The sequence below is a fragment of the Pseudomonas sp. MF09156 genome, from assembly GCF_059862305.1.
This window is the reverse complement of record NZ_JCBCUR010000004.1, coordinates 76,478-101,595: the sequence shown is the minus strand read 5'-3', so window position 1 is coordinate 101,595 and position 25,118 is coordinate 76,478. Positions and strand designations below refer to the sequence as shown.

The 25,118-nt window shown below is 57.9% G+C and carries 25 protein-coding genes; 7 read left to right on the top strand and 18 right to left on the bottom strand.

All coding sequences use genetic code 11. The features are described from left to right. Nucleotides 1-41 precede the first annotated feature (41 nt). From AC19YY_RS12075 to AC19YY_RS12045, 7 genes are all read right to left on the bottom strand, one after another. A complete protein-coding gene (locus tag AC19YY_RS12075; RefSeq protein ID WP_500604237.1) occupies nucleotides 42-1,028 on the bottom strand; it encodes a fimbrial protein in 987 nt (328 codons plus the stop codon). Between the two features lie 23 nt (nucleotides 1,029-1,051). Continuing rightward, on the bottom strand, nucleotides 1,052-1,777 hold the full coding sequence (locus AC19YY_RS12070; RefSeq protein ID WP_500604236.1) for a fimbrial biogenesis chaperone: 726 nt from the start codon (nucleotides 1,775-1,777) through the stop codon (nucleotides 1,052-1,054). 108 nt (nucleotides 1,778-1,885) lie between these two features. Next, nucleotides 1,886-2,722 (bottom strand): 2-oxo-tetronate isomerase, encoded by an 837-nt coding sequence (otnI, locus tag AC19YY_RS12065; protein WP_492634668.1) that lies wholly within the window; start codon nucleotides 2,720-2,722, stop codon nucleotides 1,886-1,888. A 39-nt stretch (nucleotides 2,723-2,761) separates the two neighbouring features. Beyond that, nucleotides 2,762-3,400, bottom strand: a complete 639-nt coding sequence (gene otnC, locus AC19YY_RS12060) for a 3-oxo-tetronate 4-phosphate decarboxylase (RefSeq protein ID WP_170057331.1) — start codon at nucleotides 3,398-3,400, stop codon at nucleotides 2,762-2,764. After that, entirely contained in the window at nucleotides 3,397-4,689 is a 1,293-nt protein-coding gene (otnK, locus tag AC19YY_RS12055) for a 3-oxo-tetronate kinase (protein ID WP_500604235.1), read from the bottom strand. The genes otnC and otnK overlap by 4 nt, the downstream gene beginning before the upstream one ends. A gap of 20 nt (nucleotides 4,690-4,709) precedes the next feature. After that, nucleotides 4,710-5,684, bottom strand: coding sequence for a D-erythronate dehydrogenase (gene denD, locus AC19YY_RS12050; protein ID WP_500604234.1), 975 nt, complete (start codon nucleotides 5,682-5,684; stop codon nucleotides 4,710-4,712). A gap of 15 nt (nucleotides 5,685-5,699) precedes the next feature. Then, nucleotides 5,700-7,010 (bottom strand): MFS transporter, encoded by a 1,311-nt coding sequence (locus tag AC19YY_RS12045; RefSeq protein WP_169951690.1) that lies wholly within the window; start codon nucleotides 7,008-7,010, stop codon nucleotides 5,700-5,702. A gap of 165 nt (nucleotides 7,011-7,175) precedes the next feature. On the opposite strand from AC19YY_RS12045, the gene AC19YY_RS12040 reads away from it, so the two are divergent. After that, on the top strand, nucleotides 7,176-7,955 hold the full coding sequence (locus tag AC19YY_RS12040) for a FadR/GntR family transcriptional regulator (RefSeq protein WP_169951688.1): 780 nt from the start codon (nucleotides 7,176-7,178) through the stop codon (nucleotides 7,953-7,955). Between the two features lie 154 nt (nucleotides 7,956-8,109). Further along, the gene (locus tag AC19YY_RS12035; protein ID WP_170041405.1) at nucleotides 8,110-8,544 is read left to right on the top strand and encodes a hypothetical protein; all 435 of its coding nucleotides are present in this window, start codon (nucleotides 8,110-8,112) and stop codon (nucleotides 8,542-8,544) included. Between the two features lie 378 nt (nucleotides 8,545-8,922). On the opposite strand, the gene AC19YY_RS12030 is transcribed toward AC19YY_RS12035, so the two are convergent. Beyond that, the gene (locus AC19YY_RS12030; protein ID WP_170041416.1) at nucleotides 8,923-10,104 is read right to left on the bottom strand and encodes an MFS transporter; all 1,182 of its coding nucleotides are present in this window, start codon (nucleotides 10,102-10,104) and stop codon (nucleotides 8,923-8,925) included. A gap of 319 nt (nucleotides 10,105-10,423) precedes the next feature. Here AC19YY_RS12030 and AC19YY_RS12025 point away from each other — a divergent pair, with 319 nt between their 5' ends. Then, nucleotides 10,424-11,308: a LysR family transcriptional regulator gene (locus AC19YY_RS12025; protein WP_169951618.1), complete on the top strand. Its 885-nt coding sequence runs from the start codon at nucleotides 10,424-10,426 to the stop codon at nucleotides 11,306-11,308. A gap of 46 nt (nucleotides 11,309-11,354) precedes the next feature. Here AC19YY_RS12025 and AC19YY_RS12020 read toward each other — a convergent pair whose 3' ends face one another. The 3 genes from AC19YY_RS12020 to AC19YY_RS12010 form a co-directional block, all read right to left on the bottom strand. Beyond that, nucleotides 11,355-12,452 carry an alkene reductase gene (locus tag AC19YY_RS12020; protein WP_432755756.1) on the bottom strand — a complete coding sequence of 366 codons (1,098 nt, stop codon included), beginning with the start codon at nucleotides 12,450-12,452 and terminating at the stop codon, nucleotides 11,355-11,357. A gap of 224 nt (nucleotides 12,453-12,676) precedes the next feature. Then, a complete protein-coding gene (locus tag AC19YY_RS12015) occupies nucleotides 12,677-13,501 on the bottom strand; it encodes a DoxX family protein (RefSeq protein WP_500604233.1) in 825 nt (274 codons plus the stop codon). A gap of 276 nt (nucleotides 13,502-13,777) precedes the next feature. Beyond that, nucleotides 13,778-14,818, bottom strand: coding sequence for a polysaccharide deacetylase family protein (locus AC19YY_RS12010; RefSeq protein ID WP_500604232.1), 1,041 nt, complete (start codon nucleotides 14,816-14,818; stop codon nucleotides 13,778-13,780). Nucleotides 14,819-15,046: 228 nt separating this feature from the next. Between AC19YY_RS12010 and AC19YY_RS12005 the strand changes: the two genes are divergently transcribed. Beyond that, nucleotides 15,047-15,967, top strand: coding sequence for a LysR family transcriptional regulator (locus AC19YY_RS12005; protein WP_500604231.1), 921 nt, complete (start codon nucleotides 15,047-15,049; stop codon nucleotides 15,965-15,967). Nucleotides 15,968-16,156: 189 nt separating this feature from the next. Here the strand turns inward: AC19YY_RS12005 and AC19YY_RS12000 are convergent, their stop codons facing one another. The 4 genes from AC19YY_RS12000 to AC19YY_RS11985 are packed head-to-tail and all read right to left on the bottom strand — an operon-like array spanning nucleotide 16,157 to nucleotide 19,185. Then, nucleotides 16,157-16,948 carry an ABC transporter ATP-binding protein gene (locus AC19YY_RS12000; protein WP_500604230.1) on the bottom strand — a complete coding sequence of 264 codons (792 nt, stop codon included), beginning with the start codon at nucleotides 16,946-16,948 and terminating at the stop codon, nucleotides 16,157-16,159. A gap of 1 nt (nucleotide 16,949) precedes the next feature. After that, nucleotides 16,950-17,765 carry an ABC transporter permease gene (locus AC19YY_RS11995; RefSeq protein WP_500604229.1) on the bottom strand — a complete coding sequence of 272 codons (816 nt, stop codon included), beginning with the start codon at nucleotides 17,763-17,765 and terminating at the stop codon, nucleotides 16,950-16,952. After that, nucleotides 17,762-18,748 carry an ABC transporter substrate-binding protein gene (locus AC19YY_RS11990; RefSeq protein WP_500604228.1) on the bottom strand — a complete coding sequence of 329 codons (987 nt, stop codon included), beginning with the start codon at nucleotides 18,746-18,748 and terminating at the stop codon, nucleotides 17,762-17,764. Before AC19YY_RS11990 ends, AC19YY_RS11995 begins: the two co-directional genes overlap by 4 nt. Before the next feature lie 59 nt (nucleotides 18,749-18,807). After that, the gene (locus AC19YY_RS11985) at nucleotides 18,808-19,185 is read right to left on the bottom strand and encodes a hypothetical protein (RefSeq protein WP_500604227.1); all 378 of its coding nucleotides are present in this window, start codon (nucleotides 19,183-19,185) and stop codon (nucleotides 18,808-18,810) included. A gap of 172 nt (nucleotides 19,186-19,357) precedes the next feature. Between AC19YY_RS11985 and AC19YY_RS11980 the strand changes: the two genes are divergently transcribed. Further along, nucleotides 19,358-20,254, top strand: coding sequence for a LysR family transcriptional regulator (locus AC19YY_RS11980; RefSeq protein WP_500604226.1), 897 nt, complete (start codon nucleotides 19,358-19,360; stop codon nucleotides 20,252-20,254). A gap of 169 nt (nucleotides 20,255-20,423) precedes the next feature. On the opposite strand, the gene AC19YY_RS11975 is transcribed toward AC19YY_RS11980, so the two are convergent. Together AC19YY_RS11975 and AC19YY_RS11970 are read right to left on the bottom strand one after the other, a co-directional pair. Next, nucleotides 20,424-21,056: a dTMP kinase gene (locus AC19YY_RS11975; RefSeq protein WP_500604225.1), complete on the bottom strand. Its 633-nt coding sequence runs from the start codon at nucleotides 21,054-21,056 to the stop codon at nucleotides 20,424-20,426. Next, on the bottom strand, nucleotides 21,053-21,382 hold the full coding sequence (locus AC19YY_RS11970) for a lysozyme inhibitor LprI family protein (protein ID WP_169951610.1): 330 nt from the start codon (nucleotides 21,380-21,382) through the stop codon (nucleotides 21,053-21,055). The genes AC19YY_RS11975 and AC19YY_RS11970 overlap by 4 nt, the downstream gene beginning before the upstream one ends. Nucleotides 21,383-21,612: 230 nt before the next feature. Between AC19YY_RS11970 and AC19YY_RS11965 the strand changes: the two genes are divergently transcribed. Beyond that, entirely contained in the window at nucleotides 21,613-21,987 is a 375-nt protein-coding gene (locus AC19YY_RS11965) for a RidA family protein (protein ID WP_169951607.1), read from the top strand. Nucleotides 21,988-22,080: 93 nt separating this feature from the next. Then, nucleotides 22,081-24,084: a peptidase U32 family protein gene (locus tag AC19YY_RS11960; protein ID WP_169951605.1), complete on the top strand. Its 2,004-nt coding sequence runs from the start codon at nucleotides 22,081-22,083 to the stop codon at nucleotides 24,082-24,084. A gap of 71 nt (nucleotides 24,085-24,155) precedes the next feature. On the opposite strand, the gene AC19YY_RS11955 is transcribed toward AC19YY_RS11960, so the two are convergent. Then, nucleotides 24,156-25,064 carry a DMT family transporter gene (locus AC19YY_RS11955; RefSeq protein WP_500604224.1) on the bottom strand — a complete coding sequence of 303 codons (909 nt, stop codon included), beginning with the start codon at nucleotides 25,062-25,064 and terminating at the stop codon, nucleotides 24,156-24,158. Between the last annotated feature and the right edge of the window lie 54 nt (nucleotides 25,065-25,118).

The following is a 25,118-nucleotide window of genomic DNA, read 5'->3' as shown; positions in this document are numbered from 1 at the left end:
AGCGCCTGGGCATAAGACGATCCTTAAAAGCGCCGGTGCCGTTACTTGTAGAACATATCGACCACGACCGCCGCATCGAACGCGCCGGGAATGGGCAGGCTGCGCCACTTCAAGTCCGCCCTGAAGTCTTGGCGGAAGGTCTGGTTAGCACCATTCATTCGGGCCAGGGGGAACCATTCATTAAAGGGCAGATGCTGATTGGTATAGTCCCAGGCCAACGAAATGCCCACGGAACTGTTATTGGCCGGCACCAACAGGCCATTGATCACGTTCCCGCCGCCCGGGGTGGTGGCGAAGCGCGCGCTCACCGTATACGGGGTGTCGCAGGCTTTGCGCAGGCTCAAGCTGAAGGTGGCGGTGCTTGCCACCTCGCCGATCTGCGCCTTGCGCGAGGGCTTGGGAAAGTTCACCACGTAGGGCGTGATCGTCAGGTCTGGCGTGCAGGGCACGAAGCGGATGTCGTTGACGCCGGTGACGATGTAATTGAGGTTGCTGTTGGGGCGGTTGTTGAGCCCCGTAATACCGTCCAGTTGAAAGACCCGGTATTGCGACAGGGTACTGGCCTGGCCGTTTTGCGGCGTGGTACCAAATTTCTCGATAAACACGCTGAAGTTGAGGGTGAACCGGGCCTTGTCCCAACCGACGCAGTTTGACAAGTTGCAACCGCGGTCGGAGTAGAACCCAGTACCGTACTTGCCACTGCTTTGCGTGATCGGCACCGAGTTATAGCGAATCCCGGCACGAATGCCCTGACCGATACTGACGCTTGCCGGGTTCAGGTAAAAAAACACTTCTTCGCGGCCATGCTCAAAGTCATCCTTGCAAATCACGTTCACCGAGCGTGGGCCCGACTCCCAGATAATCGTGCCATCCGGCGCATCGGCCGCTACTGCCAATGCCGTGCCCAGGGGCGCGGTGTCAGCGACAGAACCGCTACCGTCCACCCGACAGGCCAGCGCATAGCTGGTAGCGGGGAGGGCGGCGCAGGCAAGCAAGGTGGCCAGGAGCAGGTATTTAAGGTGTGACATAGGTCGGTGTTCCCCACGAACCATCACTTGAGGGCCGCACGATGGCGGGCCTGCAAGCCGATATCGGTGATTTCGGTAAAGTTGATTTGGCTCCCGGCGCTGATGGGGGCCTTGGCACTGAAGACTTTGCGTTCCCCGGGCTTGAGCAATGCGTAGTCATCCAGCGCCTGAACCTGGCCGCCGGCGTCGATTTGCACATCGATCAGGGACAGGTGAAACGCACTCGGATTGGTGACCGCTATGGACTGCCCATCGGTGCGCTCCCACATCAAGCGGGGCACCGCCTCTGACGAGCTGCCGACAAGCCCAGGCGGGCGATAGAACAGCTTGAGACGCTGGCGCACGGCAAATTGCACGCTGTCGGTGGCGTGCGGCTTCAGCGGGATTTCCATGACGTTGAGCAAGAACATCGATTCCACGTCGTCGGGCAAGCCTTCGCCGGCATACAGAATACGCAGCAGGTGATGCTGTTGAGCATCCAGGCGAACCAGCGGCTGAACCACGGCAAAGGGCACCGGCGAAGTTGCATCATCGTCCTCGCGGGTGACCCAGCTTTGCACCACCAGTTCGCCGGGGGACTGATTGACGATGTTGATGCTGGCTTCTTTATATTGGCCAAAGTAGATCAGGCGCGTGCCTTCAATCTTGACCGTCGCCTGCGCGCAGGGCGCCAGGGCCAGCAGCGCTGCAAGCAGCGCACTGATCCAGAGCAGGGACCGGCAGAATGGCAAATGCTTGAGTGGTGACATGAGGGCCCGCAGCTTCCCTGGATAGGTTTGGAATGGCTTCGGGGCTCATGTTAGGAGGTGGGCGCTGGGGATTCTCTCAGGCGATTCTTAAAAGCCACATTTGCAGGCTCAGGGCTGGGGCGCGTTCTGCTTGTCTGCGCCGAAAGTGACGCTCTTGTTTGGGCGTGCCTGCCAATCGCGCAGCCATTGCAGGCCCTTGGATGTGTTGCCGCGCGGCCGGTATTCGCAACCCACCCAGCCGGTATAGCCCAGTTGGTCGATCAGTTCGAACAGATAGGGATAGTTCAGCTCGTTATGCAGGTCCGGCTCGTGGCGATCCGGCACGCCCGCGATCTGGATGTGGCCGATACCGGCGAAGTCCTGGCGCAGCTTCGTCGCCACGTCGCCCTCGACAATCTGGCAATGGTAGATGTCGAACTGGACTTTCAGGTTGGCATGGCCGACGGCTTTGCAGATGGCGTGCGCCTGATGCTGGTGATTGAGGAAAAACCCCGGTATGTCCCGGGTGTTGATCGGCTCCAGCAACACGGTGACGCCGCTCTTGGCGGCTTGTGTGGCCGCATAGTCGAGGTTGTCCAGGTAGGTTTGCTGGTGCCTGGCGCGATCCGCTTCGTTTGCCAGCAGCCCGGCCATAACGTGAATGCGGTCGTTGCCCAGGACGGCGGCATATTCCAGGGCCTGGTCGAAACCTGAGCGAAACTCCGATTCACGACCAGGCAGGGACACGGTGCCTTTCTCGCCCGCCGCAACATCGCCGGGCGGCGCGTTGAACAGGGCCTGGACCAGGCCATTGTCGTCGAGCCGTTGTTTCAACTGTTGCGCGGGGTAGGCGTAGGGGAACATGTATTCCACGGCCTGGAAACCATCGGCAGCGGCGGCGGCAAAACGGTCGAGAAAATCATGTTCGGGGTAAAGCATGCTGAGGTTGGCAGCGAAACGAGGCATGAAGACTCCAGGGGTGAACAATCAATCGTATGGCCGGTGTTACCACTGAACACCAAAGGCCGCGTGCAACTCATCCAGTGCCGACTGGGGCAGGGGAGCGGGGCGCGGATCGGTCATCAGCCACAGGCGTGCGGTTTCTTCCAATTCTTCCAGGGCATAGCTGGCTTTGGACACCGAGCTTTCCCAGATCACCGGCCCGAGGCGCTCAAGCATCACCCCGCGCACACGGTTGGCCAGCTGCGCCACCCGCTCGGCCACCTTGGGAGAGCCGGGGCGCTCATAGGCGATCTGCGGGATGCGCCCGACTTTCATCACTTGGTAAGGGGTCAACGGCGGCAGGATTGTATCCTCCTGCCAGACCCCGGCCAGCGTCAACGCCACCAGATGGGTCGAGTGGGTGTGGACCACGCCGCCCACCCCAGGGTTGCGATCGTAGACCTGACGGTGCAGGGCCAGGGTCTTGGACGGTTTGTCGCCGCTGACCCATTCCCCGGCCAGGTTGACCTTGGCAATCGCCGCCGGGTCGAGACGCCCCAGGCATGCGTCCGTGGGCGTGATCAACCAGCCGTCCTCCAGGCGCGCGCTGATATTGCCGGCGCTGCCCACCGTGTAGCCACGGGTGTACAACGAAGCGCCGACGTCACAGATCTCTTCACGCAGGGTATTTTCGTTGCTCATGTCCGAACTCCTGCCAGTTGCTTGAGGGCCTTGTCGAAGAAATCCACACCGCCGAAGTTACCCGACTTGAGCGCCAGTGCCAGGGGTTCCCCGGGCGTGCTGACGCAGGCGGGCACCCCTGGGTCGATTTGCGCGCCGATCTGCAATAGCTGGATATTCAGCGCCTGGACCACGGCGCCCGAGGTTTCCCCGCCGGCGACCACAAAGCGCCGCACACCGGCCTCGCGCAGCCCGCTGGCGATCCGCCCCATGGCTTGCTCCACCAGGTGCCCCGCACGCTCGGCGCCTAATTCGCGCTGGACCGCCTTGACCTCATCGGCCGTGTTGGTGGCGTAGATCAGCACAGTTTGCGCATGGTCGGCGGCGAAGGCCAGCGCCTCCTCGACCACCGGTTTTCCCGCCGCCAATGCCAGCGGGTCAATACGCAAGGCCGGGCGACCTGCCTGCAACCAATTCGCGACCTGCCCCCTGGTGGCCTGGGAAGCGCTGCCCGCAAGCACCACCTCAGCGCCTTTGACGGCGGGCACTTGTGTAGCGTCCAGCGCGCGCAATTTGCCGGCACGCCGAAAGTTGCCCGGCAAGCCCAGGGCCAACCCGGAACCGCCAGTGAGCAGCGGCAACTGAGCACAAGCCTCGCCCAGCAGATAGAGATCGGTATCGCACAGGGCATCGGCGACAGCCATGCTGACCCCGTCGGCGCGCAACTGAGCGATGCGCGCGCGGATGCTCTCGACGCCGCCGGCCACGCTGTCATAGCGCAACAGGCCGACCTTGCCTTGGGTCTGCGCCTGTAACACGCGAACCAGGTTGGCGTCAGTCATTGGCGTCAGCGGGTGATGCTGCATGCCCGACTCGCTGAGCAATTGGTCTTGCACGAACAAATGCCCGCGAAACACCGTGCGCCCGTTTTCCGGGAACGCCGGGCAGGCGAGGGTGAAATCGCTACCCAGCGCGTCCAGCAAGGCGTCGCTGACCTGGCCGATATTGCCGGCCGCCGTGGAGTCGAATGTCGAGCAGTATTTGAAAAATATCTGCTCGCAGCCGCGCTCGCGCAGCCAGTGCAGCGCTTCGAGGGACTGCGCGACGGCATCGGCGGCCGGCACCGTGCGTGACTTGAGGGCAATGACGATTGCATCGGCGTCGAGCTGGCTGGCGACATCGGCAGCGGGTATGCCGATGCTCTGCACAGTACGCATGCCGCCGCGCACCAGCATATTGGCCAGGTCCGTGGCTCCGGTGAAATCGTCGGCAATGCAGCCCAGCAGCGGCCGGGCAGGGGCGTTCAACATGGTGCGCTCCTCAATCGGGTTTAGCCGGGCTGGTATTCATGGATGAATTGCTCGATCACATCAGTGAAATGCTCGTCTGCGGTAAAGCCCAGGTCCCGGGAGTAGGTGGCGCAAAAGGCGCCGGGCCAGGAGCCGACAATGCGCTCGATCGCCTGGTTGGGCTCCATGCGAATCCGTTCGGCCACTTGCGCACCGGCGGTCTGGCGCAGGGCATCGATCATGCGCTCAACGGTGATCGACAGGCCCGGCATGTTGATCACCCGGCCCTGGACCAGTTGCTCGCCACCCAGTTCATGGCCATGCATCAGGTTGCCAATGGCCTGTGCCGGCGACATCAGCCACAGGCGGGTGTCGAGGGGTACCGGACACACGCTGGGTTGGCCGTTGAGCGGCTCGCGGATAATCCCGCTGGCGAAGCTGGAGGCCGCCAGGTTGGGTTTGCCTGGGCGCACCACGATGGTCGGCATGCGCAGGCTGCGACCATCGACGAAGGCGCGCCGGCTGTAGTCGGCGAGCAGCAAGTCGTTCATGGCTTTTTGCGTGCCGTAGGAGCTTTGCGGCGCCCAGACCTGATTATCCGGCACCTGTTCCGGCAACTGTCCGCCGAACACCGCGACAGAGCTGGTCATCACCCATTTGGGGCACGTACCGAGCTGGCGCACGCGCTCCAGCATGTTCTGGGTTGCGCTGAAGTTGATGCGCATGCCCAATTCAAAGTCGCCTTCGGCCTGGCTGGAAACCACCGCAGCCAGATGGAAGATGCTGTCTGTGTTGGCATCGATCAGGCTTTCCAGCACTTGCGCGTTGGCGATATCGCCACACACCACTTTGACCCGGGGATCAGCGATCCCTGTGAGTTCGACCATGTCGAAGGCGACGATCTGCCCGATGGGCCGCGACTGGCCAGTGCGGTCGGTGAGCGAACCACGCAGCAGCAGCGCTTCGATCAGGCGCCGGCCGAGGAAGCCGGCTGCACCGGTCACGAGAATATTCATGAGTTACTCCAAACGTCAGCGGTTGACGAGTTTTCCGGGAATTCTGAAGACCAGCAGGGCGCCGAGGAACAGGGCGCTCGCCATCACGTACATGCCGATTGTGGTGCTGTGGGTCAGGTCCTTGAGGAAGCCCATCAGGTACGGCGAGACAAAGCCCGCCAGGTTGCCCCAGGAGTTGATCAGCGCAATACCAGCAGCGGCAGCCGTGCCGCCGAGGAAGGCTGTCGGCAGGCTCCAGAACAAGGGCAGGGTGCTCATGGCCCCCATCGAGCCCAGGGTCAGGCCGATCATCGACACGGTAAAGTTGTCGCTCCAGGTGGCGGAGATGAACAGGCCGATACCCCCGAGCACGGCGGTCAGCGCCAGGTGCCAGCGCCGTTCGCGCAGCCGGTCGGCACTGCGTGAAACCACGATCATGGTGACTGCCGCGGCGGCGTACGGGATGGCGGTGAGCATGCCCACCTCAAACACATCGCTGACGCCGGCCTGGCGGATAAGGGTCGGCAACCAGAAACCGACGGTGTAGAACCCGGCGATCATGCAGAAGTAGATGGCCGTCAACAGCCAGATACGCGGTTGCAGGAACACCTCTTTAAGGCTGTGCTTCTGGTGGCCGACGGCTTCGGCGTCAATGCGTGCCTGCAGCAGGGTTTTTTCTTCGCGGGTGAGCCAGCCGGCGCTGGAGATCCGGTCGCTGAGGCAGAACACCACGAGGAAACCGACGGCAATCGAGGGCAGCCCTTCAAGGAAGAACAGCCATTGCCAGCCGGCATATCCATGCATACCGTTGAACGCGCTCATGATCCAGCCGGACAGCGGCGCGCCAATCAGCCCGGACAGCGGCACAGCGGTGGCAAACAGGGCGTACATCTTGCCGCGGCGGTGGGTCGGGAACCAATAGGACAGATACAGGATGACACCCGGATAGAACCCGGCCTCGGCAATCCCCAGCAGGAAACGCATGATGTAGAAGGATGTCGGCGTGGTCACCAGGGCCATGGCCGAGGAGATGATGCCCCAGGTGATCATGATGCGGGCGATCCACAAGCGCGCGCCGACGCGATGCAGGATCAGGTTGCTGGGCACCTCGACGAGGAAGTAGGCAATGAAGAAGATCCCTGCACCAAGGCCGTAGACGGCTTCGGAAAACTGCAAATCGTCAGACATCTGCAACTTGGCGAAACCGACGTTCACCCGGTCCAGGTAGGCGACCAGATAGCACAGCAGCAACAGCGGCATGATCCGCCACGCCACTTTGCGATACGCCAGGTTCTCGAAGCGATCTGCGGGTACGGCAGTACTGGTTTGAATCACTGACTCAGTCATGTGTTTCCCCCATCCTTATTTTTATAGTGGGTGGCGTTGTGTGTGTCGGATTACATGATGGGGCGTTTTTTATCATAATACGTCATACGAATTCAACGACTAAATCCCCAGGGGACGCCGGGTCTAAAATGCAGTACCTTTCACAGATTTGAGCCAGAGCTTTCTATGCCCACTGCTGACAAGTCTTCCTGTAGTGCCGATGCGCTGGGCGTCCTCAAGGACTCCGCCAAGGGCACACTGTCCGACCAGGTGACGGCGGCCCTCAAGGCCTACATCGCCAACGGCGAAGCACTGCCGGGCGATCGCCTGCCCACCGAGCCCGTACTCGCCGAGCGCTTCGGCGTGAGCCGGACGGTTATCCGTGAGGCCATTTCACGCCTCAAGTCAGCCGGCCTGGTGGAGGTGCGCCAGGGCAGCGGCACGGTGGTCAGCGAAGGTGCGCACATCAAGGCGTTCACCATTGACCTGGATGTGGGCGGGTCGATCGAGGCGGTGTTGCGCGTCACCGAACTACGCCGTGGCATCGAAGGCGAAGCGGCGGCACTGGCGGCGCAACGGCACTCTCCGGCGCAACTGGAAGCGATCCACCAGGCGCTGAAGGCCATTGATACGGCCGAGCAGGGGAGTCGCGACGGGGTTGAGGAGGACTTGGCGTTCCATCACTCCATTTCCAAGGCGACCGGCAATCCGCTGTATCCGTCATTGCACGAATTCATCGCGCAGTTCATCAAAGAAGCGATCCGCATCACCCGCTCCAACGAAGAGCGCCGCCGCGACCTGGCCAAGACCGTCCGGGCCGAGCACTTTGCGGTGTACGCCGCCATTGCCGCACGCGACCCGCAAGCCGCGCGCCAGGCGGCGCTGGAGCATATCAATAATGCGGTTGAGCGGCTCAAGAGTGCTGATCCTGCGTTTTGGCAGAGTCCGGGGGCGAGGAAGGGTTAGCATTTTAGCTTAGGAGTGTGAGTGGATTATTATAACTAAACTAAACAGTCATTTAGTTTAGTTATAGTCAAGAGCATAGCTAAACGTTTGGCATCATATAGGGACGATCTATATGCGGGGAAGGCTTACGTCAGGTCTGTGGGTGGCATGTTTCGTGATCAGTGCTACAGCGCTGGCAGATGAACTACCGCGTAGCGAGCAGTTAAAAGCATTCCGCGCTGCTGGATTTAACCAAGAGACGTCGGAGTGCGAAATCGAGACAACAGGTAGCTACACGCCGGTAACCATGGAATTGGTTGAGGACCTGAACGGTGACGGCCGGCCGGATGCGTTGATTACCGAAGGCAGCACTTACTGTTATGGGCAAGCGGGTACTGGATTTTATCTAGTCAGTCAGCAGTCTGACGGCCACTGGAAACTCATGCTCAAAGAAAGCGGCGCCGCTGAGTTTCTCGCTAGCAAAGGCAGTAATGGTTGGCCTGATGTCAAGGTCGGCGGCCCGGGCTCTTGTTTCCCAGTACTGCGTTACGACGGGCAACGATATCGATTTCATCACAGTGTTGGTGAACGGTGTGCTGACTCGCCGTAAACGTCAGATGGCCCAAGGCTCAAACGAAGGCAGGTCAGCGCCGGCGACGGAGGCTGCTTTTGAATCTGGCACGCAGAGGTTCTAGGTCGCTTAGTGAAAAGCAGCCTCCCAGAGCCCCTCAGCTCCGCATAGGATAGTTCGCATAATGTATATTATGTTAAATCAAGTGGCTGTCGATGAAACTGATTCAATGCAGGTTCTCTTCAGGTCAACGACTACCGCTGCTTGTACAAGCCTAGAGCGGCGCTTTGAGAGCCATATCATCAATGCTCGTTCCGACCGCACTCGTTACCGCAGCCTGACAGATACGCAACTCCAGATCGTTCGCACGCTGAACGTTGCGCACCGAAGGTGAACTGAACGGGACGCCCTTGTTGATCACTTAAACAACGAAACCGCTGCAGTTGGGCCCTTGCGCTCTTGGGTCAGGATAAACAACACACCGACGATAGGAATAATCGCCGCCGCAAATGGAATCGCTTGTGCACCGAAATGGCTGTCAATGACTGCGCCACCAATCATTCCACCCAGGGCGTTGGCAACATTGAACGCCGAGATATTCGCCGTGGCTGCCAACTCCGGCGCTTTACCGCCGTAGTTCATCACCCGCATCTGCAGCGCCGGGACATTGGCAAATGAGGTTACACCAAAGGCAAAAACAGCCAACAGAAACGCGTATGGGTTGCTCGACACTAGGTACGCCACGACCAGCGACGCGATCATCGCCAAAGGCCAGCCAATCAGCGACAGACGCAGGTTGGCATCGGCGGTCCTGCCACCCAGGCTATTGCCGATGACCAGGCCAATCCCAACGATCATCAACACCCACGTGACGTTACCGCGATCGATGCTTGCAACTTGCTCGGCAAAGGGCGCCACGTAACCGTAGAACGTCATGAAGCCAACCCAACTGAGAACGGTAATCAGCAGGCTCGCCAACAAGTTACGGTCACGTAGCCCAGCCAGTTGCCCCATCACGGAGACGGCCTTTTCCTGTCCTTGTCGCTCGATGTTAGTGGCAATCGCCACGGCTGCCACTGCCCCCAATGCCGCGACCACAAAAAACGCTGCGTGCCACCCCAGCGCATTGCCAATCCACGCCCCTGCCGGCACACCCAGTACATTGGCCAGGGTCAGGCCAGCAAACATTTGGCCCACGGCACGCCCCGCCATCTGCGGCGCGACCAAACGCGTGGCAACTACCGCGCCGATCCCATAAAACGGGCCTTGGGTCAGGCCGGCCAGGACACGGCTGATCAGCAGCACGGTGTAATCCTGGCTGAGCGCGGTGATCAGGTTGGCGACGATAAACAGCACCATCAACCCCAGTAACACATTGCGTTTCTCAAAGCGCGATAGCCACAGGGTCAGCAAAGGCCCCCCCACGACAATGGATAGGGCATAGGCAGTGATCAACGATCCTGTCTGGCCTTCGCTGATCGCCAGGCTTTCAGCCACTTGCGGCAGGATACCGGCGATCACAAACTCCGCCGTACCAATGGCGAACGCCGCCAGCGTGAGGATCCATACTTGAAAAGGCATTTTGGTTGAGTCAGTCATCGGTGTTTCTCCACGGGTGCGGTTGGGGGGCTACCAGCTGTTTTCAGAAGAGGGGCCAGGGAAAACGGTCTCTAGCAACTGCCCGCCCGGGGTGCGCAAAAAAATCCGCTGCCACGGATTTCGTGGGGGCGAGTGCCCTCCTCCAGGTCAAAGACTTGAATCAGGAAGTCGCGGATAGCGCGAAGGTCGCGGGTTCGTAGGGTGACGTGATCGATATGCACGATGTCGTTCCTCAAGAGTGAATGCAGAAACGATATCCTTGAAGCCCAAGGCGTAGAATCCATTCAAAAGCACAATCATATTCAGGGAAATCCGGATAATGCTCTTCGAGAACCTCGCGCTGTTTTTATTGATTGTCGAGAAAGGCGGATTGTCGGCGGCAGGCCGCGAGGTCGGACTTTCGCCCACGTCTGTGTCGGAACGGCTCGGGGCTCTGGAAAGGCACTACGGCGCAACCCTGCTGACCCGTACGACACGTTCGATCAGCCTGACGGACGAAGGACGGATGCTGATGGAGGGCGCCCGGCGCCTGCTCGCCGAAGCTGAAGACATCGAGAGCAATATCAAACTGGGCACCGAAAGGATCTCGGGCCTGATACGCCTGAGCGTCCCCGTCGACCTGGGCCGCAACCGCATCGTGCCGATCCTTGATGACTTTCTGCAGGCGCATCCCAACGTCAGCCTCGACCTGAACCTGACCGATGGCTACCTGGATCTCGCGGGGCAAGGGATTGATTTCGCCATTCGATATGGCGCCCTGTCCGACAGCACCCTGCGCGTCAGAAAACTCAGCGAGGGCCGTAGGGTCGTGTGTGCATCCCCCGCTTATCTCACGGCCCACGGCACGCCCCAACACCCATCGGACCTGGCGCAACAGCAGTGCATCCTGATGCGCTTTGGCAGCAGCATCCACCGTGAATGGCAGTTCCGCGCCGATGGTCGTACATTCAAGGTTCTGGTGTCGGGCAGGCGTATTGCCAATGACGGTGATCAGGTGCGCCAGTGGTGCCTGGCCGGTCACGGCATCTGTATCAAGTCCTACATCGATGTGCGTGATGACTTGGACGCAGGCCGACTGGTCGAGGTGCTGGAGAGCTACTCTCTGCCGGGCGTGGACTTGCAGATTGTCTACCCTTCCGGCCACGTAGTGCCGCGCCGGGTCAAACTGCTGATGGACGAAATCTCCTTGAAGCTGGCAACTTGAGCGCGCTCCAAGGAGATGTTTCAGAGCTGACCTGAGAGCTTGCGCCCTACTGAGCCCAGGCGGAAAAATCCGAGTAGCCACGTTCGGTACCGCCAAATAGCTCGGCACCTTCGAGACCCGCTAACGGGTACCCCTTCTCCAGCCGCAGAGGCAGATCCGGATTGGCGACAAACTTGCGTCCGAAGGCGACATAATCTGCGTAGCCTTTTTCCAGGACCCATTCTGCGAGTTCCAGGTCGTACTTACCGGCCACCACAATCGCATTGCGAAAGCGCTCGCGCACGGCTTGGCGGAAGTCCTCGGGAAACTTGGGGGCATCATCCCAGTCCGCTTCGACCAGGTGCAGGTAGGCAATGCCCTTGCCTTGCAAATAGCTGGTTGCTTCCAACAAGGTGGGCAGAATGTCCGGGCACGCCATGCCACGTGCCGTAAGAAACGGCGCAACGCGGATCGCCGTACGGGCGGCTCCCACTTCATCAATCACTGCATCCATGACTTCCTTGAGAAAGCGCAGGCGGTTCTCGCGCGATCCGCCGTACTCATCTGTACGAACATTAGACGTGGTACGTAGGAACTGGTCGATCAGGTAGCCGTTGGCCCCATGCACTTCGACACCGTCGAAACCCGCGGTCATGGCATTACGCGCAGCCTTACGATAATCGTCGACGATGGCGTGGATTTCGTTACGCTCCAGCGCCCGTGGTGTCGGGCACGGGGCCATGCTGCCGACAGCCGATTCGGCGTCCACTTTCCAGATGCTGCCGTCAAACGCAATTGCAGACGGCGCGACCGGCAATTGGCCATTGTGGAAATCAGGGTGCGACATACGCCCTACATGCCACAACTGCAGGAAAATTCGCCCGCCAGCGGCATGCACCGCATCGGTCACCAGGCGCCAGCCGGCGACCTGTTCGTCACTGTAAATACCTGGGGTGAATGAATAGCCCTTGCCCTGGGGCGAGATCTGCGTGGCTTCAGTAACAATGAACGCGGCCGACGCCCGTTGTGCGTAATACACCGCGTTCATGGCGTTCGGCACATCGCCAGGCTGGGTGCTGCGCGAGCGAGTCATGGGCGCCATGACTACACGGTTGGGGGTGTGCAGTTGGCCAACAACGCCAGGGGTAAAAAGTGTGGACATCAGTGTCTCCTCGTAGATAGTCGGTGGTGCCAATGACCACAGAATATCTATGAGGGGATTTCTTGATAATCGACTCAGTTCGGGAAATATATTCCGGCTAATCCGGATAATGCGCACGGCTATTGGCCTGCTGCGTAGGCAGACGCAATTGGCGCAGGCAATCGCAGCCCCTTAATAAAGCCAGCAGAGATCAAAAGTGGGAGTTGTAGAGCCCTAACGGTCATATGTCAGTAGCGCGAAGTTCGCAGGTAATTATCAACAGAAACAGGACCGGCTCCCGTGTATGCAAAAACCCCTACAACAAAGGCCCAGAGAGCAGGAAACTCCCAGCCACCAGTAGGCAAAACCCATATATAACCCACGCCGTAATGCCCGCCCATTCCAACGGACACCAACAGGTAAACGGCGCCGCCGAAGGCTGCCAAACGCGTTAAAAAGCCAAACGCCAGCCCAAACGCTACAGCCAACTCTATTAACCCGGCCAGCACCACAAAATACCCTGGATACGGTAAACCTATACTTCCAAAGTAATCACGAAACACTCCAAACGCCTGTGGTCCAGCGAACAAATGCCCAGCGAAATGAGCAATGAACATCAAACCGACATAAACCCTGATAGCAGTCATCCCCCATTGTTCTGAACTTGTTCCAGCGACACTACGATCGTGCTGAATAATGCTCCAGAGCTTTAGCAGCAACAAGACGAATAACCCTACGCACGTCCAGGTTAACCAAGGTAATCCAGGACCCGTTTCTGCCAGAAGTAGCGGATCAAGCGCTGAGCCCGTCTCACTCACGGCACTGAGGCGCATAGTGGAAAATAAACGACCAACTACAAGCAAGGAAAACATCGTAGCAAGCCATGCAAAAAACGAGTACGGACGTTGCCATAGCGAAAAAAACGACAATACCAACACCACAATCAACCCCACTAACGATATTAGCGTCCAGCTTGAAATGGAGTAGATAAAAAACGAATAAACCGACAATGCAACCACCATTACAGTGGCCAACAATGACAGCCAATTAACAACTCTCAAACTCAAGGACATACAGCGCCTCACACGCAAAGTTATTGGGAAGTCGGTAAAATCACAGCACACATGAAGGCCATGTAAAACCATCCCTTTCAAGGTTTTTGAAAATCACCCGGCACTCATCAGCTTTTGCTTTCTGTAGGAGCGAGCTTGCTCGCAAAAAAACTCAAGGCCACCAAGTTCATCCAGAAAACAAGCGTTATCGTCAAATACCGTCGACTTTCATAAACCTTGACAGGGATAAAGCTAAAAGCTTTCAAAAGCCATATAGTGGTCAAAGCCTAACCAAGCCTATATAGTTTCTGATTCTCTATACGAGAGGGGGCTTTCCAGGGTGTATCGAGCGATTTCATCCTTACGCATAAACTTCACGCCCGCATGACTATTAGCATATTTTAGAAACTCACCCCATACACGAACCATTTGAGGGGAACCACTGATGCGATCATGGGCGCTGACAGACATCATCCGCCGGCGAGTACTACTCTCTTCATACAACTGATCAAAGTCTAACTTTATCTGTTCCAAAAACTGACTTGGCGAATAATTACGACCTTCAATCAATAGGATGTCGTTATTACGCAAGGTATACGGGACCACCACAAAGTCTTTATTATTGACCTTCTCAATAAATGGCTCATCACGACTAAGATCATCAATATGATAGAGATAACCCAACTCTTGCAGCAGTGATAACGTATTTGGGCCACGCCGTAACCAATTACAGTTGTAACCCGCCGGACTCTGCCCTGTCACTTCTGCGACCATGTCGCGCGCTTGTTGTAAAAACTTGCGCTCTTCATCTCGACCCATCGCATATTGAGAGCTCCAACGCGGGCCGTGACCAGACGCTTCGTGCCCGCGCCTCACTATTTCCCTGGCCAACTCCGGGTGACGCTGAGCGGCTTCACCGATCATGTGACAAGTGACTTTTACTCCGTAGCGGTCCCACAGATCGAGCATTCGCGGTATACCTTCCCGGTAGCCGTAGGCAAACCAGGTATTCGCGGCAGCGTCCGATGGGACACTGTCGGGAAAATCCACACGAGGGAACGGGCTGTCCGTGCCTTTCGCAGGCTGCCCACCTGCCTCGAACTGCATCGAAACTGAAACCACCAGGCGCGTATCACCGGGCCAAAATTTCCCTTGCTTGCCAGTGACCTTGCCTTTGTTGCCGTCCTCAAGAGCGGGAACCGACGCTGCTGAAGCCTGATTGACTAAAGTCGTGGCCGCGAGGGCGGCTACACCTACCCCGGCCTGCTGGATAAAGGTGCGTCGCTGTGGGTTATCGGGCGTCTGGATAGAAGCTTGGTCTCGATCATTGGCTTTCATAGGTATCTCTCAGATTTGGCTTTCAGTTTGAGTCGTTGATCACAACGGCCAAACGTCAAGCGGCATGCAGGGCAGTGAGCAATCGGATTAGGGTGTTGAACGCCTGGAACCCTGTGGATGTAGGCTGATCATCCACGAACAAAATCATTTGAAAAACAGCCTATCCCGAGAAGGGATATTCAAATAATATTTGAAAACACCCCCCCTCCCCGAGCGCACCGCGTACCGATGAAAGCCCTACAGGATCTTGAGATTTTTGTACGTACCGTGGACACCGGAAGCCTGTCTGCGACCGCTCGCAATCTAGACCTGACGCCGGCCGCGGCAAGCGCTGCGCTTAAACGCCTGGAAGCGGAACTGGGCGTGCAACTGTTCGTGCGCTCAACTCGCAGCTTGCGTCTGACAGAACACGGCGAACGTTTCCTGGAAGATTGCCGTCCGGCCTTACAAACACTGCAGAAAGCCGCGCAGCAAATCGCAGTGGCAGACCCGATTCTGCATGGCGTGCTCAAGCTCGCTGCATCGTCCGACTTCGGCCGTAACCTGCTGCTGCCATGGCTCAACGATTTCCAAAATCTGCACCCCCAGGTTGAAATTCGCCTGCAACTGTCGGATCGCATGGCCAATGTCTACAGCGAGCCTGTCGACGCGGCATTTCGCTATGGTCACCCCCCCGACTCCAGCCTTGTGGCTCTCCCGCTGGCACCGACACACCGTCGAGTGCTTTGCGCCTCACCCGCTTATCTGGCCAGGCATGGCACGCCATCAAGCCCCCACGAACTGAGCGACCACGCCTGCCTGTGCTTTATGCTCGGTGACAACGTGCGGGACAGATGGCACTTCTCTTTGGGGGATGAGCCGCAGATCACCGTGCGCGTCAGGAGCATGAATGTGTCCAACGACGGCGATGCCGTGCGGCTTTGGGCGCTGCTGGGTAAAGGTATCGCCTACAAGGCGCGTTTAGATGTCGCCAAGGATCTCGCGCAAGGCCATCTTCAGGCCTTGTGTACCCATTGGACGACCGAACCGGCGCCACTCTTCATGGTGCTGCCGAGCCGACGCCAGATCACCCCGTTGATACGTACTTTGCGCGACTATATTATTTCTCGCATTGCGCAATTGGATAGCCAGGTACTAGAGGACTGGTAGTTCAGCGTTATCGAAATGTTGGACCGGGATTTTTCCTTCAATCGCCAGATAGACAGCAACAAGACACGAGAGGCCAATACACTAAAAGATAATCGTCACACCTTGCCATAGCACGGTGTGACGATTGGGTGTTGAAACTAAATGAATGGGGTTCAGATTTTGCTTCTGAACAATATTCTCGGTCTTTTATCAGTCGCCCGTGGCAAGTTTCATTTCATCGTTGGAATGGCGCTGCTGCTCCTCCATGACCAACAGGCCAAGTTCGCGTTTCAGGTTGTTGAACTCTGGCGAAGCCGGATCACGCGGGCGGGGTATCTCGACAATGTGATCGCGCTTGACCGTACCTGGGCGGTAAGTCATCACAACAATACGGTCAGCGAGATAGATCGACTCCTCTATCGAGTGGGTGACGAAGAGAATCGTCTTGCCTAGCTTCTCCCAGATGCGCAGCAATTCATCCTGCAAATTCCGCCGGGTCAGCGCATCGAGAGCACCGAAGGGTTCATCCATCAGCATGATTGGCGAATCGAGCGCCAACACACGGGCAATGGCTACACGCTGGCGCATGCCACCGGACAAATCTTTCGGAAAACGGTCGCGGAAATCAGTGAGGTGCAACAACGCCAGCAACTGATTGACCGTCGAATCGATCTCCGACTTCGACTTCTTCTGCACTTCAAGGCCAAACGCAATATTCTGAGAAATGCTCATCCACGGGAATAGTGCGTACTCCTGAAACACCATGCCACGGTCCGGGCCGGGCCCGATGATGTTCTTGCCCTCAACGGTAATCTCCCCACCCGAAGGCAGCGCAAAGCCAGCCACGGCATTGAGTAGCGTTGACTTGCCACAGCCCGAAGGGCCGAGCAAACAAACGAACTCCCCCTGCTTGATCTCCAGATTGATATCCTTCAACGCAATGACATCCTTGCCCGGCGTCTTAAAGACCTTCTGTACGTTGTTGATGATGATTTGGGCCATGCTATTGCTCCAGGCCGCGATGCCAGCGCAGCAAATGGTTATTTAGTCGACTGACAGCGGTATCGATAAGGAGTCCGAGCATGCCGATGGTGATCATGCCTGCGATGATTTTGTCCGACCACATGAACTCCCGAGCCTCAAGAATCCTGAAGCCCAGGCCGTCGTTGACCGCAATCATTTCGGAAACGATCACGACGATAAACGCGGTGCCGATACCGATGCGCACACCCGCCAGGATGTAGGGCGTCGCGGCTGGCAGGATGATGCGGCTAAACATCGTCCACTGATTAACCCCGAGATTACGTGCCGCGCGCAGGTAGATTCCATCGACCTGACGGACACCGGCAATGGTATTTATCAATACAGGGAAGAAAGCACCAATGGCAATCAGGAAGAAGGACGGTGGATTGCCCAGCCCGAACCAGAGGATAGCCAGCGGAATATAAGCAATGGGTGGAATCGGCCGCAGTATCTGCATCAATGGGTTGAGCAGCTGGTAGATGCCGTTGCTGGCCCCCATTAGAAGGCCGACGGGCAACGCCAGTGCGGCACCGATGATGAAACCGACGATCACGCGGTAGAGGCTGGAGTAAGCGTCATGCAGTAGTTCGCCGGACACTAGCCAGGCGAGATAGCTCTGGTGGGGCTCCTGCGATTGCAGCGGCATCAGATAGGCCCACCACTTGATTGCGACTGCAGTGGGAGAAGGCAGAACAACCGCCGAGAACAACCCGAAACGCGAACCAGCTTCCCAGAGAATCAATATCACGACCGGGACCAGCAACCCCTCGGCTAAGCTCTTGAGTTTGTGCATCATTGCGTCACCTTCAGATCGGCCTTAGCCTTTTGCAGCAAGTCAAGCTTGACCCACTCGGCCGCCTTCGGTGGCTTGCTCATCTTGCCCGCACCATACTTGGCCATGTAACTGGTGGTGATGTCGATATGCTCGAGGGTAACGTCGTACGTGTATTGCGCGTTTTCCATGGCGTCCTTGAAGTCCTGTGGACTGAGTTGTCCCTTGAACATCTGCTCGCGCACGTATTTGTCGGCCAACGCCATATCTTTGTTGAATAGTACGGTCGACTCTACAAAACAGGTGACAACACGCTGCGCGACGTCGGGGGCTTCCTTGTACATTTTTTCGGTCATGACGAGCAGGCGAGAAGGGCTACCCATGGCGGTGTTATAGGGCTTGGTGATTTCGATTCCGATGTTCTTGCTAAGTGCTTGTGTTGCCTGCGGCTCGGCTTGATTCATCGCGTCTATTTGCTTGGTGACCAAGGCATTGTTGAGATCGGCAAAAGCGAGGAAAACTACCTGCACATCCTTGCCCGGTTTGTCAGACCAGGTCAGGCCCGCAAGCTCAAGCTCTCCATAGAGCATTAGCTCCAGCGCAGTACCGCGAGTTACGGCGACACGCTTGCCCTTAAGGTCTTTCATACTTTTGATGCCACTGTCGGCTCCGGCGATGATGCGCGCCCCCCCGGTCGAGAAACCAGCTAGAGCAAAGATTGGCACACCGTTAGAGCGCCCGGAAATGGCTGCCTCCGAGCCAAAAGCGGCGATGTCGAGGTCACCTGAGATGATCGCCGGAAGCATGTCAGTACCTTTAGAAAAAACCCGCTCTTCAACCTTCAAACCGTATTTGCTGCAATGGTCCTTCATGTACGAAACGGCCCCGAAATGTGCCAGTTTGAGATTGCCAAGACGGACGACATCCTGGGCTTGAGTGGGTGAAGCCGCCAATAAAAGAGGGCTGCCTGCGAGCAAAAGTGCAATGCGGAAAATAGAGTTTTTCATTTTGTCTGCTTCTTGTTGTAAGGAAAATGTGACGCAAAAATCGTTGTGGTATTGCTCGGTTACGGTGAGCTCGGAGGGTTCCACTGCTGCTTGATGTAATCGTGTTTGGGAACCGGCTGCAGAAAGACGCAGCATTGAACCCACTGATTCGGGTGGGTGGCATCAATGGCTTGTCCAAGGTGCTTCAGAACCATCTGGATCATCGCTCGCTGCATTTCGGCAGGCCTTGGATTAGTCAGAACCAACGTCGCGATGACTTGTTGGGCGCTCGGATCATCAGCTGAAACAGCCGCGGTACAGGGGTGGATGCGGGATTTAAGATCTGACAGCCTGGCCCAGCCTTCATTGGCCAGCCCGGTGTGCAACTTGTTCAAGATATTTGCCCAGTCGATGACATCGATAATCCCAGCGCTTGCTTCAATTTTGATATGTGGCATGGCAGACCCGTTTGGCCAGGAGAGAGAAAAGGTCGCGGTGTAAAGGCTGGCTACCACCACATTTGACGGTCACCAGTATCTCCAATAGGATTTGCCAAGGTAAATTCACTTTTTTCTTTAAAAGTCATCGGAAAAACCTATTAAAAATCGCGACCCTCTTGAAGTCATTTCGTTGCGCCAATTGCGCTATTTCAGCGCAGCGATGGAATGCAGCAGCTTTAACGAAGCCGCGAAATCATGTTCGATTTCGCAACCTGCCTTGTCTGAACAAATTGCCGCTCTGGAGATGACGCTCGGACTTAGGCTATTTGATCGCAGTGGGGGGCGCGCCAGACCGACACAACCGGCCAATCAACTTCATCTGCAGATTTCAGCTTGCCTTGGCGATCTCCAGGCGGCATTGCGCAGCATCAGCGATCGCTCGCAAGAGGTTGGCGGGTTGGTACGCGTAGGGCTCGTACAATCCTATGGCGAATGTTGGGTTTTACCGATTGTCCGCCGGGCTCAGGAGCAATGGCCGGCTTTGTCGGTATCTCTACGCCGGCGTAGCGCGCAGGCATTGACCGATGGTGTCCTGCGCGGAGATTTTGAACTGGCGGTGACATTTGATCCTGAACCTTCTGCGGACCTGGAGATTACGAAGTGCTTCCAGGAGCAGTTTGTGGCGATTAGCAACGCGCCGCACAACGGAGAAAGCATCGATTTGGTAACGCTTGCCCAGGGTAAATTGGCTTTGCTGCCCAGCGAGTACATGATGCGACGGCAATTAGATGCAGCCTTTGCCAAGGCCCGGCTTAAGCCGTGCATTTATCTTGAGTCAGATATTTTGTCTGACTTGGCAGAGGCTACGCGCTACAACAATGTGACGGCTGTCATGAACACCATGGCGGCGCTCAGCTTGAACATGCTTGACGGGGCTCGACCGATTTCTGCACCCGGTTTGCATCGCTCTGCATACCTGATTCGTTCCCGAAAGCGTTATCACACCAGCGCCTCTTTGCATTTGTGGGAAGCATTGCGCGAAGGAGTTCCACCATTGCCAGCGGCATTTGCTCTTCGCGACGTGTGAGGTGGTGATGATTAATTGACTTGGGGTCTACGAAAAAGTACAGACGAAAGCGACCCTGCAGGTAGAACTACATCGAGATGTTCTACAACGCAAAACGCCGGTAGTGTTTCAACAATCATCTGTCACCGATAGAGTTTGAGAAGCTTTACGCAATGAGCTTGCAAGGTGTCTAGAGAATCCGGGGCGATTGGCCAACAAGCACCCTATAGATCTCAGCAACCACCTGCCTTGTTGCGTCTTCGATCGATCCTTCATTCCGACATAAAACCCAACCGTGATTCGCAACCGCTCGCTCGAACGCCTCGGTACACGCCACATGTTCTTCCAACCTATGGATCACCGTGCTGCTCAGCCCACGCCGTCGCGCCGCAGCCCTCGCCCATGAAACCCCAGGTGCGGTGACAATCCCCACATGCAAGTCCGGTACTTGCACGTTTCGGTCAATGTTCAATTGCAGAACCTCTGCAAACGGCACTATGCGGCGAAACGCTGCATCGGATGGGTACCAGCGATCAATCAACACAATGCTACCGGGTAGCTGTTTAGCCAGGACGTGTTGAGAAATCCAGGCACGGCTGTCCGCGAGGCGTTCACAAATCTCCCACTCCAGGTCCCGCGAGGGATTTCTGACCAGCGTGTTAACGAGGGCCATTGTTTCCCGTCTAAAGGGATCGCTTTTTTTCTCGCACAGTCGGATGACCTTTTTGTTGTCCGCCCTTAGTGCTTTGGTAACGGCTTCCAACAGTGTGGTTTTGCCGGTGCCCTTGGGCCCATCCAGAGAAACAAACAGCAGACGATTCATTGCTGCAGTTCAACCAACCGCTGCTTGTAACTGTCGCGCACGCAGGCCTGTTTGTCGTCAGCCTTCCAGCAGTCGTTGCGGCCCTTGATCCAGCCACGTTGTTCGGCCTTGAGCATCTTGGCCTGGCTACCGGCCTTTTTCAGCGCGGCGCTGTAGGTGCTCGCCATTTGGCGATCAAGGGCGCTAAGCGCTTCGCTGGCGCAGATCAGCGTCTCTATTGAGCTGCTCAAGTTCGCGCTGCACTTGAACGAAGGCCCCGTCTGGGCGTGTGCGTCGAGGACAAAAATGGCCACTGGCAACAGCGCCGCTCGGATAAATAAATGCATGAGGGGGTTCCTAACGGTATTTGGTTCGCCTACCAGGATAAGCCTTGATGGATAATGTTTAACCTTCATGCCTTTAAAGCTCCAATGTCCAGGCCAGCAAAGTACTTGTGCGCAATAGTGGCATTTTAGCCAGCCGCTTTCGACATCATCTAACTCTCAAATCAGCTGTGGCACACGTTGCCCCCAGGTAAACTGCCGGCCTGATCCACTTCTTGAATAAAAGAGCCCCCATGAGCCACCTAGACTACACCCCCGACCTCGACCCCGATTCCATCTCATCCGACGTGATCGGCTTCAACGGCATCCTGGTTTCCACCCAAATCCCCGTGCGTGCCGATGGCAGCCTGGAACTGGGCGATATCACCGTGCAAAGTGAATGCACCTTGCAAGCCCTCAAGGTCGCCCTTGAACGTGCAGGTAGTTCCATGGACCGGGTCATGCACTTGACCATCTACCTTACTGACATGGCCGACCGCGCCGCATTCAACGAGGTGTACAAGCGCTTCTTCGGCAAACCCTGGCCGGTACGCGCGGCTGTTGGCGTGGCCGCATTGGCGGTCGAAGGCATGCGCGTGGAAGTCACGGCGATGGCCGCCAAGGGCTGAGCCCGGCAGGTTATTGGGCATCCAGCGGGTGCCGGTCAGGCGATTCACGGCTACAATGCGCACCTCAACCGTGACAAGCCTGACTAAAAAACTATGTCCTTGCCCAAGCATCATCTGGAATTGCTCAGCCCTGCCCGCGATGTCGCCATCGCGCGCGAGGCTATCTTGCACGGCGCCGACGCTGTGTATATCGGCGGCCCGAGCTTCGGTGCGCGCCACAACGCCTGCAACGACGTGAGCGAGATCGCCCAACTGGTGGAGTTCGCCCGTCGTTACCACGCCCGCGTGTTCACCACCATCAACACCATCCTGCATGACGACGAACTGGAGCCAGCGCGCAAGCTGATCCACCAGTTGTACGATGCCGGGGTTGATGCGTTGATCGTCCAGGACCTGGGCGTGATGGAACTGGATATCCCGCCCATCGAGCTGCATGCCAGCACCCAGACCGACATCCGCACCCTGAACCGGGCCAAGTTCCTCGACCAGGCCGGGTTCTCCCAACTGGTGCTGGCCCGCGAGCTGAACCTTCAGGAAATCCGTGCGATTGCCGATGAAACCGATGCCGCCATCGAGTTCTTCATCCACGGCGCGTTGTGCGTGGCGTTCTCCGGGCAGTGCAATATTTCCCACGCGCAAAACGGCCGTAGCGCCAACCGTGGCGACTGCTCCCAGGCCTGCCGCCTGCCCTACACCCTCAAGGATGACCAGGGCCGCGTCGTCGCCTTTGAAAAGCACCTGTTGTCGATGAAAGACAACAACCAGAGCGCCAACCTGCGCGCACTGGTGGACGCCGGCGTGCGCTCGTTCAAGATCGAGGGTCGCTACAAAGACATGGGTTATGTGAAGAACATCACCGCCTATTACCGCCAGCGCCTGGACGAAATCCTCGAAGACCGCCCGGACCTGGCCCGCGCCTCCAGCGGCCGCACTGCGCATTTCTTCCTGCCAGACCCGGAAAAGACCTTCCACCGCGGCAGCACCGACTACTTCGTCAGCGACCGCAAGATCGATATCGGCGCCTTCGACACCCCGACCTTTACCGGCTTGCCGGTAGGTGTGGTGGAAAAAGCCGGCAAACGCGACTTGCAGGTAATCACCCACGAGCCGCTGTCCAACGGTGACGGCCTGAACGTGCTGATCAAGCGCGAAGTCGTAGGTTTTCGCGCCAATATCGCCGAGCCTAAAGGCGAGTTCGAAGAAGACGGCGAAAAGCGCTACCGCTACCGTGTCGAGCCCAACGAAATGCCGGCGGGCCTGCATCAACTACGACCGAATCACCCGCTCAACCGCAACCTCGACCATAACTGGCAGCAAGCGTTGCTCAAGACCTCGGCCGAGCGCCGGATTGGCGTGTCCTGGCAGGCGTGCCTGCGCGAAGACCAACTGCAACTGACCGCCACCAGTGAAGAAGGCGTGAGCGCCAGCACCACCCTGCCCGGCCCGTTCGGCGTGGCCAACAAGCCGGAACAGGCACTGGACACCCTGCGCGACCTGCTTGGCCAACTGGGCACCACCCAGTATCACGCCACGGCGATCGAGCTGGATGCGCCGCAGGCGTACTTCATTCCCAACTCGCAACTCAAGGCCTTGCGCCGCGATGTGATCGAAGCGCTGACGGTGGCCCGTGTCGAGGCCCACCCCCGTGGTGGCCGCAAAGCCGAAACCACGCCGCCGCCGGTGTACCCGGAATCGCACCTGTCGTTCCTGGCCAACGTCTACAACCAGAAGGCCCGCGATTTCTATCACCGCCACGGCGTGAAGTTGATCGACGCAGCCTACGAGGCCCACGAAGAAACCGGTGAAGTGCCGGTGATGATCACCAAGCACTGCCTGCGTTTCTCCTTCAACCTGTGCCCCAAGCAGGCCAAGGGCGTGACCGGCGTGCGGACCAAGGTCGCGCCGATGCAGCTGATTCATGGCGACGAAGTACTGACCCTGAAATTCGACTGCAAACCTTGTGAAATGCACGTGGTGGGCAAGATCAAGGGCCATATCCTCGACCTGCCGTTGCCGGGCAGCGGTGTGCAGCAGCAGGTCGTGGGGCATATCAGCCCGGCGGACCTGCTCAAGACCATCCCCCGCGCGCCACACTGACCCACGCCCTTGTAGGAGCCGGCTTGCCGGCGATGGCGATCTGGAAGGCGCTATCGCCGGCAAGCCGGCTCCTACAAGGGGCGCCTGGATGGCGGCAGATCGGGTTCAGCACGCCACCACCAGCCTCGCTGCAATCCTGCCGCCGCTAGCAATATTGCCGCAACGCCCAGCCACTGTGCCCAGCCCAGACGATGCCCGTAGGCCATCCAGTCAACCAGGATCGCCGCAATCGGGTAGATGAACGACAGCGCCCCGGTCAATGCCGTCGGCAGCTTTTGAATCGCACCATACAGCAGCACGTACATCAGGCCGGTGTGCACCACCCCCAGTGTCAACAGCGCCGCCCAGGCATCAACCGGCGCCCAAAGGCTGTGCCACGAAACCAGCGGCACCAACAGCACTGCACCGGTACTCACTTGAATCAGCGCCAGCAGATGGGGCGGCACAGCCTTCAGGCGCTTGATGATCAGTGCAGCGATGGCATACAAAAGGGCCGCGCCCAGCGCCTGGGCCACGCCCCACAGGTATTGATCACCGCTGCCCTGCTGCTCGCCATGGGCGGTGACGATAGCCAACATGCCCATGAATGACACGCTCAGCCACGCCAGCTTCTGTACGGTGATTTTCTCGCCAAGCAACAGCGCCGCGAGGATCACCAGCATAAATGGCTGAACGTTATAGACCGCCGTGCTGATGGCAATCGACGCCTTGGCATAGGACGCAAACAGCAACAGCCAGTTACCCACGATGGCCACGCCGCTCAACATGGCCCAGCCGAGTGTTGAATAACTCAGCCATGTACTGCGTAAATACCCCAGGCGCCAGCACACCAGCAACAGGGTCAAGGCGCCAATGACGCAACGCCAGAACACCACCTCAATGACCGGCACGCCAGACATCAGCACGAACCAGCCGATCGTGCCGGAGATCAGCATGGCACCGACCATTTCCCATGAGCCGCGACGTATGGATGTGTCCATGATTAAGCTCCTCGAATGAGGCTAAATTATGGCAATCTGCGTCGATCAGGCTCC

What these genes read in the sequence shown, in the direction of transcription:
- AC19YY_RS12010 (WP_500604232.1), bottom strand. Translation starts at nt 14,818, where the DNA reads ATGAAAGCCAATGATCGAGACCAAGCTTCTATCCAGACGCCCGATAAC.
- AC19YY_RS11960 (WP_169951605.1), top strand. Translation starts at nt 22,081, where the DNA reads ATGTCCTTGCCCAAGCATCATCTGGAATTGCTCAGCCCTGCCCGCGAT.
- AC19YY_RS12000 (WP_500604230.1), bottom strand. Translation starts at nt 16,948, where the DNA reads ATGGCCCAAATCATCATCAACAACGTACAGAAGGTCTTTAAGACGCCG.
- AC19YY_RS12075 (WP_500604237.1), bottom strand. Translation starts at nt 1,028, where the DNA reads ATGTCACACCTTAAATACCTGCTCCTGGCCACCTTGCTTGCCTGCGCC.
- AC19YY_RS12045 (WP_169951690.1), bottom strand. Translation starts at nt 7,010, where the DNA reads ATGACTGAGTCAGTGATTCAAACCAGTACTGCCGTACCCGCAGATCGC.
- otnI (WP_492634668.1), bottom strand. Translation starts at nt 2,722, where the DNA reads ATGCCTCGTTTCGCTGCCAACCTCAGCATGCTTTACCCCGAACATGAT.
- AC19YY_RS11955 (WP_500604224.1), bottom strand. Translation starts at nt 25,064, where the DNA reads ATGGACACATCCATACGTCGCGGCTCATGGGAAATGGTCGGTGCCATG.
- AC19YY_RS11965 (WP_169951607.1), top strand. Translation starts at nt 21,613, where the DNA reads ATGAGCCACCTAGACTACACCCCCGACCTCGACCCCGATTCCATCTCA.
- otnK (WP_500604235.1), bottom strand. Translation starts at nt 4,689, where the DNA reads ATGTTGAACGCCCCTGCCCGGCCGCTGCTGGGCTGCATTGCCGACGAT.
- AC19YY_RS11985 (WP_500604227.1), bottom strand. Translation starts at nt 19,185, where the DNA reads ATGCCACATATCAAAATTGAAGCAAGCGCTGGGATTATCGATGTCATC.
- AC19YY_RS12030 (WP_170041416.1), bottom strand. Translation starts at nt 10,104, where the DNA reads ATGACTGACTCAACCAAAATGCCTTTTCAAGTATGGATCCTCACGCTG.
- denD (WP_500604234.1), bottom strand. Translation starts at nt 5,684, where the DNA reads ATGAATATTCTCGTGACCGGTGCAGCCGGCTTCCTCGGCCGGCGCCTG.
- AC19YY_RS11990 (WP_500604228.1), bottom strand. Translation starts at nt 18,748, where the DNA reads ATGAAAAACTCTATTTTCCGCATTGCACTTTTGCTCGCAGGCAGCCCT.
- AC19YY_RS12025 (WP_169951618.1), top strand. Translation starts at nt 10,424, where the DNA reads ATGCTCTTCGAGAACCTCGCGCTGTTTTTATTGATTGTCGAGAAAGGC.
- AC19YY_RS12070 (WP_500604236.1), bottom strand. Translation starts at nt 1,777, where the DNA reads ATGTCACCACTCAAGCATTTGCCATTCTGCCGGTCCCTGCTCTGGATC.
- otnC (WP_170057331.1), bottom strand. Translation starts at nt 3,400, where the DNA reads ATGAGCAACGAAAATACCCTGCGTGAAGAGATCTGTGACGTCGGCGCT.
- AC19YY_RS11975 (WP_500604225.1), bottom strand. Translation starts at nt 21,056, where the DNA reads ATGAATCGTCTGCTGTTTGTTTCTCTGGATGGGCCCAAGGGCACCGGC.
- AC19YY_RS12015 (WP_500604233.1), bottom strand. Translation starts at nt 13,501, where the DNA reads ATGTCCTTGAGTTTGAGAGTTGTTAATTGGCTGTCATTGTTGGCCACT.
- AC19YY_RS12040 (WP_169951688.1), top strand. Translation starts at nt 7,176, where the DNA reads ATGCCCACTGCTGACAAGTCTTCCTGTAGTGCCGATGCGCTGGGCGTC.
- AC19YY_RS11970 (WP_169951610.1), bottom strand. Translation starts at nt 21,382, where the DNA reads ATGCATTTATTTATCCGAGCGGCGCTGTTGCCAGTGGCCATTTTTGTC.
- AC19YY_RS11995 (WP_500604229.1), bottom strand. Translation starts at nt 17,765, where the DNA reads ATGATGCACAAACTCAAGAGCTTAGCCGAGGGGTTGCTGGTCCCGGTC.
- AC19YY_RS12005 (WP_500604231.1), top strand. Translation starts at nt 15,047, where the DNA reads ATGAAAGCCCTACAGGATCTTGAGATTTTTGTACGTACCGTGGACACC.